We start from the raw sequence: 5,670 nt of genomic DNA, 5'->3' as shown, positions 1-5,670 counted from the left end.
GTAAGTACTCAGGTCGTCTTCGATGGACTGTTCATCACCGATATCAATAAAGATGCTGCTGAATATGCCTGCATGACTGCGTTCGTGCAGAGGAATCAACATACCGCATTGCAACATATATTGTAGTAACCCGACTGTTTTCAGACAGACAGATTTACCGCCGGCATTCGGGCCGGATATAATAAGAATACGCTGCTTCTGATTAAGTTCCATATCCAGCGGTACGACTTTCTTGCCATGCTTGGCTAATGAAAGTTGCAGTAGCGGATGCACAGCCATCGTCCAATCCAGCAGTTGTTCATTTTCTACAGAAGGTTTCAGGCTATTCGTTTGTATCGCAAAATAACTTTTCGCACGGATAAAGTCAATCTCTGCCAGGAACTCATACGACTGAAGAATTTCCGGAATAGACGGGCGGAGTATATTTGAAAACTCGGTGAGGATACGGATAATCTCGCGTCGTTCATCCCCTTCGAGTTCGCGGATACGGTTATTGGCTTCTACGACTTCGGCGGGTTCTATAAATACAGTCTTTCCACTGGCGGATTCGTCATGTACGATTCCTTTAATTTTCCGTTTCAGTCCCGGGGCGACGGGGATTACCAGGCGACCGTCACGCATAGTGGGTGCCACGTCTTTATCCACATAGCCTTCTGACTGTGCACTGCGCAGGATACTGTTCAAAGAGCGTGAAATACTTCCCATTGTGCTGGCAAGCTCACGGCGTATGCGGGCTAACTCAGTAGAAGCGTTATCCTTGATTTTTCCATATTTATTAAGGATACCGTCAATCTTCCCGATTAGTTGCGGGAATACGGCAATATCTCCCGCCAGTCTTTTCAGGCTAGGGTAGGGGGCATCGTTTTCTTCTTCATCTTCACTCCGGTGCAGAAAGCGTACGATGTCTCGAATGGTTTCTAATGAACGCCGCAGGTCAAACAGCTCCTGTTCGTCCAGATACATGCCTTCTATCCGTACACGTTTCAGCGACGGGCGGACATCAAAGAAGAACTGGTCGGGAAATCCGTCCTCTTCCTGAATGATGCGGACAAACTCGGTTACCTGATTTAATTGCTCTTCTACTTCTTCAAATTGTTCGGAAAAGGTCATATCCATCACCCGCTCTTCACCTAAAGTGCTGAGACATTTGTCTTTCAGTAACTGCCTGATCTGGTCGAATCCTATCTTTTGCTCAAAATTTTGAGGGTATATCATATCTTTGTTCTTACTAATGGTCTGCAAAAATACGATTTATTCGCGAAAAAAATATCAGATTGTTTGCGGATTTAAAAATGATTTGTACCTTTGCACCGCTTTCAACGGAAAGCACTTCTGATAAAGGAGTTTTGGAGAGGTGGCAGAGTGGTCGATTGCGGCGGTCTTGAAAACCGTTGTACTGCGAGGTACCGGGGGTTCGAATCCCTCCCTCTCCGCTGAACGTGCTGGACAGAAATGGTCAGCAAACGGACAAAAAGCTACAAATCAACGATTTGTGGCTTTTTTTATTGCCCGAAAGTCCTGCTTCCAAGACTTCAAAAGTACGGTAAAAGACAAAGTTTCGTTACTAAATCGTTACCTATTCCTTACCGGACAAAAACGGTAACGATTTGTCCTCAAATGACCTGAAAATGACTTGATTAGTCCATAGTCTGCATAACTCGAAAACGAGAGGTAAAAATTAATTTTGCAACTAAAAAAAGTGAGTTATGAAATCGACATTCAAGGTTCTTTTTTATTTGAAGAAAGGTTCTGAAAAGAAAAACGGCGAGGTTATGATTATGGCACGCATCACCATAGACGGAAAACTTTGCCAGTTCAGCACGAAACAGAGCATCCAGCCCGACAACTGGAACACGGCTGCGGGCAAAGCCAAAGGCAGGGATGCCGGGAGGATAAACGCCCTTTTGGACGACATACGTTCTTCCCTGAATACCATTTACCACGAAATGCAGCGGCGTGACAACTACGTGACCGCCGAGAAAGTGAAGAACGAGTTCTTGGGACACAGCGAGAGCCACGAAACAATCCTTACCCTGTTCCAAAAGCACAATGACGATGTGAAGCAGCTTGTGGGCATATCCAAGACGATAGCGACCTACCGCAAGTATGAAGTGACCCGCCGCCACCTCGCCGAGTTCATCCGCAGCAAGTACAATGTATCGGACATATCCATAAAGGAGATAAGCCCGATGTTCATTACCGATTTTGAATTATACCTGCGTACCGCCTGCAAGTGCGGCTACAACACCACCGCCAAGTTCATGCAGTTCTTCAAGCGCATCATCATCATTGCCCGCAACAACGGCATACTGGTGGGCGACCCTTTCGCCAGCTACAAAATCCGGCTGGAGAAAGTGGACAGGGGTTATCTGACAGAGGACGAGATAAAAATCATCCTTAAAAAGAAAATGGTTTCCGAACGGCTGGAACACGTCAGGGACTTGTTCGTCTTTTCCTGTTTCTGCGGTCTGGCTTACAGCGATGTCGCCAACTTGCGGCAGGAGAATATCCAAAAGTCCTTTGACGGCAACCTTTGGATAATCACCAAGCGGGTAAAGACCAACACGGACGTGAATGTCCCCCTGCTGGATATTCCCAAGATGATTTTGAAGAAGTACAAGGGCAAGTTGCCGGACGGCAAGATTCTTCCCGTAATCAGTAATCAGAAGCTAAACGCTTACTTGAAAGAGATTGCCGATATATGCGGTATTAAAAAGAACCTGACATTCCACCTTGCCCGGCACACGTTCGCCACGACCACCACGCTGTCAAAGGGCGTACCCATTGAAACGGTGTCCAAGATGCTGGGACACACAAATATAGAAACTACGCAAATTTACGCCCGCATCACCAACAGCAAGATAGGCAGCGATATGCAGGGGCTTGACAAGAAGTTTGTCGGCATCGAGAAAATTTACAAGGAGGTAGCCATGTAACATGGCTGCTATTTCCCGAACAACAAGTATCACCTTTCAATAAATAAATGCGTTATGGCTAAGCAATCTAAAATAGAATACAGTAAAGAATACCTCACAAGCGAAGAACTGTCAGCGATTTCAAAAGTGAAACTGCCCCTGTCCCGGCAGCGTAAAGCCCGTGACATTTTCCTGTTCTCGTGCTACACGGGAATGGCATACAGTGACATAAACAGGCTTAGGAAAGAAAATATCTTGGCACATTCCCGTGAAAAACGTTTTCTGCGCTTTCATGTGTCTAAAAGTACCTTGCTATACTCGTTTCCACTGCTTGATGCGCCTTACGACATTTTGAAGAAATACCGGGGGCTTCAAGAAAACGGGGAGCTTCTGCCCGTTTTACCACTCCCGGCAATAAATTACGATTTACAAAACGTTTGTGCCGCCGCTGGCATAAAAAAATCCGTTACCTTATCTTGCGCCCGCAAGACATTTGCCTTTGTTGTCGCTCCTGAAAACGGCATTACCGCCAGTATGCTAACGGGGATTTATAATGAACACAATCGGTAACAAAACAGGTAACGATTTCGGTAACTAAATACCACATAACAATCTATATCCAAGTATTTTACATTCTTCCACCTTGCGGGCAGTCCACCGACTACCCGCATTTTTTTATATCCCTTTCCCACTGGCACATTCCCCGAAACGCCAGCCGTGCCGTGGCATGGCTGACTGTATTTCGTGAAAAGAGCCGTTGGAGACCCGCACAAGCGTATTGCAAGCAAGCTCACAACACCCTTGCCTTTCCCGCCCGCATGGAGTGTTCCCTAAAAGATGAAAGAGAACAGGCACTTTTCCCCAGTTTCCCTAAATGTAAATCTTCCTCTTACGCAGTCCCCCAGCCGGGACAGTCGTTTTAATCATTTCAATAGGCAAAGGTAATTATATCCATATTTCAGTAAGAAAGACTATAACTATATTAAAGGAAGACACTACATTTGTCGTATATTTTCCATAGCGAAATCTAAAAAATAACTGAATAAATTGGATTGACTATGAAAAATAGCGTCATACACAATATCTGCCCTGAACATCTGGACGTAAATCAAGAAAATGGTCCATCTAATACAACATTATCGCAATCGCAACAACTATATATATTATGATAATTCTGCATCCAGCCATAACAGTGCAGAATTATTAATAGTAAAATCCAGCACACCTCTATCTTTCATCCAAGACAGATAAGACCTGACCGTAGAACCCACCAACACATATTGCTCAATAGTCATTGTCAGACCAAACATTCGGAATATCTCGCTGATAATGTCATCAGTTGTTTTCGGTGTGGCACATATTGTTTTGATTATCTGTTCTATCTCATACACCTTCTGTCGGTTTATCTCCGCAAGTTCGCTGATATCATTGCAAGGGTCAGCATGAGAAGGGATGAATATATCCGCTTTCAAAGTTTCTATGTTTGTCAGCGTTTCCAAATAGGCGGCGACATCATAGATAAATGTCACACCATATTTCTCCAATGTTGCCCTACTGCTTACACAATCGGCAAGAAATACCGTATTGTCGGGAGTTCGAAATCCAACCATATCAAAGAAATGTCCGGGAAGAGGAATTATCTCTATTTTACTTGGAAATTCATGAGAGGAGAAATCTGTGACTACGGACTCTTTCGCCATTAGGAATTTACTTCTCAAATCCTTGCATGGATAACCGCCATAGAGAAATGACGGTTCAAGAACCGGATAACGAATGAAATCAGCTTCAATGCCAGCACAGAATACTGGGCAACCAATTTTATTCTGAACATAAGCATTACCTCCTATATGGTCGGCATTGGAGTGTGTGTTGAGAATCCCTCTAATAGTCCAGCCTTTGGAATCCGCTATTTTCAGCACCTTTTTTGCAGCCTCCTTATCGTTGCCGCTGTCTATCAGATACACTTCACGTTCCGACTGTGCATAAATGCCAATCTTAGCCGGACAATTTATATAATAGCTCTGTGCCCCTACTTGTTGAAGCTCGTACATAGTCTTAATTTTCAGAATATAAATTACAGAATCTTTGTTTATTGGATTGATAGTACATTTCTGTATGTCCGGTGTGTCATTTTCAAACGATAAAAGAAGTTTTTTGGCAAACCTCAATCCATATGCAAAATTACTTAATTCATATAATATTTCCCTATAATTGAATGTTTTTCTTTACTTAGGCGTAATTTAATTACATCTTTTATTTTCCTCTTATTTTTAAGGAATCTAATTATTGACATTTTTAATTTGCGGGCAGTCCACCGACTCCCCGCATTTTTTATACCCTTTTCCAACTGACACATTCCCCGAAACGCCAGCCGTGCGTGGCATGGCTGACTGTATTTCGTGAAAAGAGCCGTTGGAAACCCGCACAAGCGTATTGCAAGCAAGCTCACAACGCCTTTGCCTTTCCCGTCCGCATGGAGTGTTCCCTAAAAGATGAAAGAGAACAGGCACTTTTCCCCTGTTTCCCTAAATGTAAATCTTTCTCTCACGCAGTCCCCCAGCCGTGACAGTCGTTTTAATCATTTCAATAGGCAAAGGTAGTTACGTGTTCTTCACGATTTTGCAAGGTCGAGCCGTTCCGGTTTGGCGAAAAAATCTTCCCTGCCCTGCGAGGTATTTTTCCCGAAAACCTTGCAAACTCTAAACACTACCCTTTTACGCCTATGTGAAACGAAAACGACCGACCCGACCGGAAG

Annotated in this window: 3 protein-coding genes, 1 tRNA gene and 1 pseudogene; 3 read left to right on the top strand and 2 right to left on the bottom strand. The window is 44.1% G+C overall.

What is annotated here, in order from left to right; all coding sequences use genetic code 11:
* A pseudogene (locus AB5443_RS02715) lies at positions 1-1,215 on the bottom strand (endonuclease MutS2); the annotation flags it as partial.
* A 133-nt stretch (positions 1,216-1,348) separates the two neighbouring features.
* Here AB5443_RS02715 and AB5443_RS02710 point away from each other — a divergent pair.
* The 3 genes from AB5443_RS02710 (at position 1,349) to AB5443_RS02700 (ending at position 3,485) form a co-directional block, all read left to right on the top strand.
* A tRNA-Ser gene (locus AB5443_RS02710) sits at positions 1,349-1,433 on the top strand.
* Between the two features lie 273 nt (positions 1,434-1,706).
* Entirely contained in the window at positions 1,707-2,936 is a 1,230-nt protein-coding gene (locus AB5443_RS02705; RefSeq protein WP_195407908.1) for a site-specific integrase, read from the top strand.
* A 54-nt stretch (positions 2,937-2,990) separates the two neighbouring features.
* A complete protein-coding gene (locus AB5443_RS02700; protein WP_120137925.1) occupies positions 2,991-3,485 on the top strand; it encodes a hypothetical protein in 495 nt (164 codons plus the stop codon).
* Between the two features lie 593 nt (positions 3,486-4,078).
* Here AB5443_RS02700 and AB5443_RS02695 read toward each other — a convergent pair.
* On the bottom strand, positions 4,079-4,966 hold the full coding sequence (locus AB5443_RS02695) for an MBL fold metallo-hydrolase (protein WP_120138122.1): 888 nt from the start codon (positions 4,964-4,966) through the stop codon (positions 4,079-4,081).
* Between the last annotated feature and the right edge of the window lie 704 nt (positions 4,967-5,670).

The organism is Bacteroides sp. RTP21281st1_H5_RTP21281_210402, assembly GCF_040918965.1.
GTDB classification, from domain to species: domain Bacteria; phylum Bacteroidota; class Bacteroidia; order Bacteroidales; family Bacteroidaceae; genus Bacteroides; species Bacteroides congonensis.
This window is presented reverse-complemented; position numbering and strand designations above follow the sequence as displayed.

Bases quoted from the DNA above. Each gene is read 5' to 3' on its own strand.
- AB5443_RS02705 (WP_195407908.1), top strand. From the start codon at position 1,707: ATGAAATCGACATTCAAGGTTCTTTTTTATTTGAAGAAAGGTTCTGAA.
- AB5443_RS02700 (WP_120137925.1), top strand. From the start codon at position 2,991: ATGGCTAAGCAATCTAAAATAGAATACAGTAAAGAATACCTCACAAGC.
- AB5443_RS02695 (WP_120138122.1), bottom strand. From the start codon at position 4,966: ATGTACGAGCTTCAACAAGTAGGGGCACAGAGCTATTATATAAATTGT.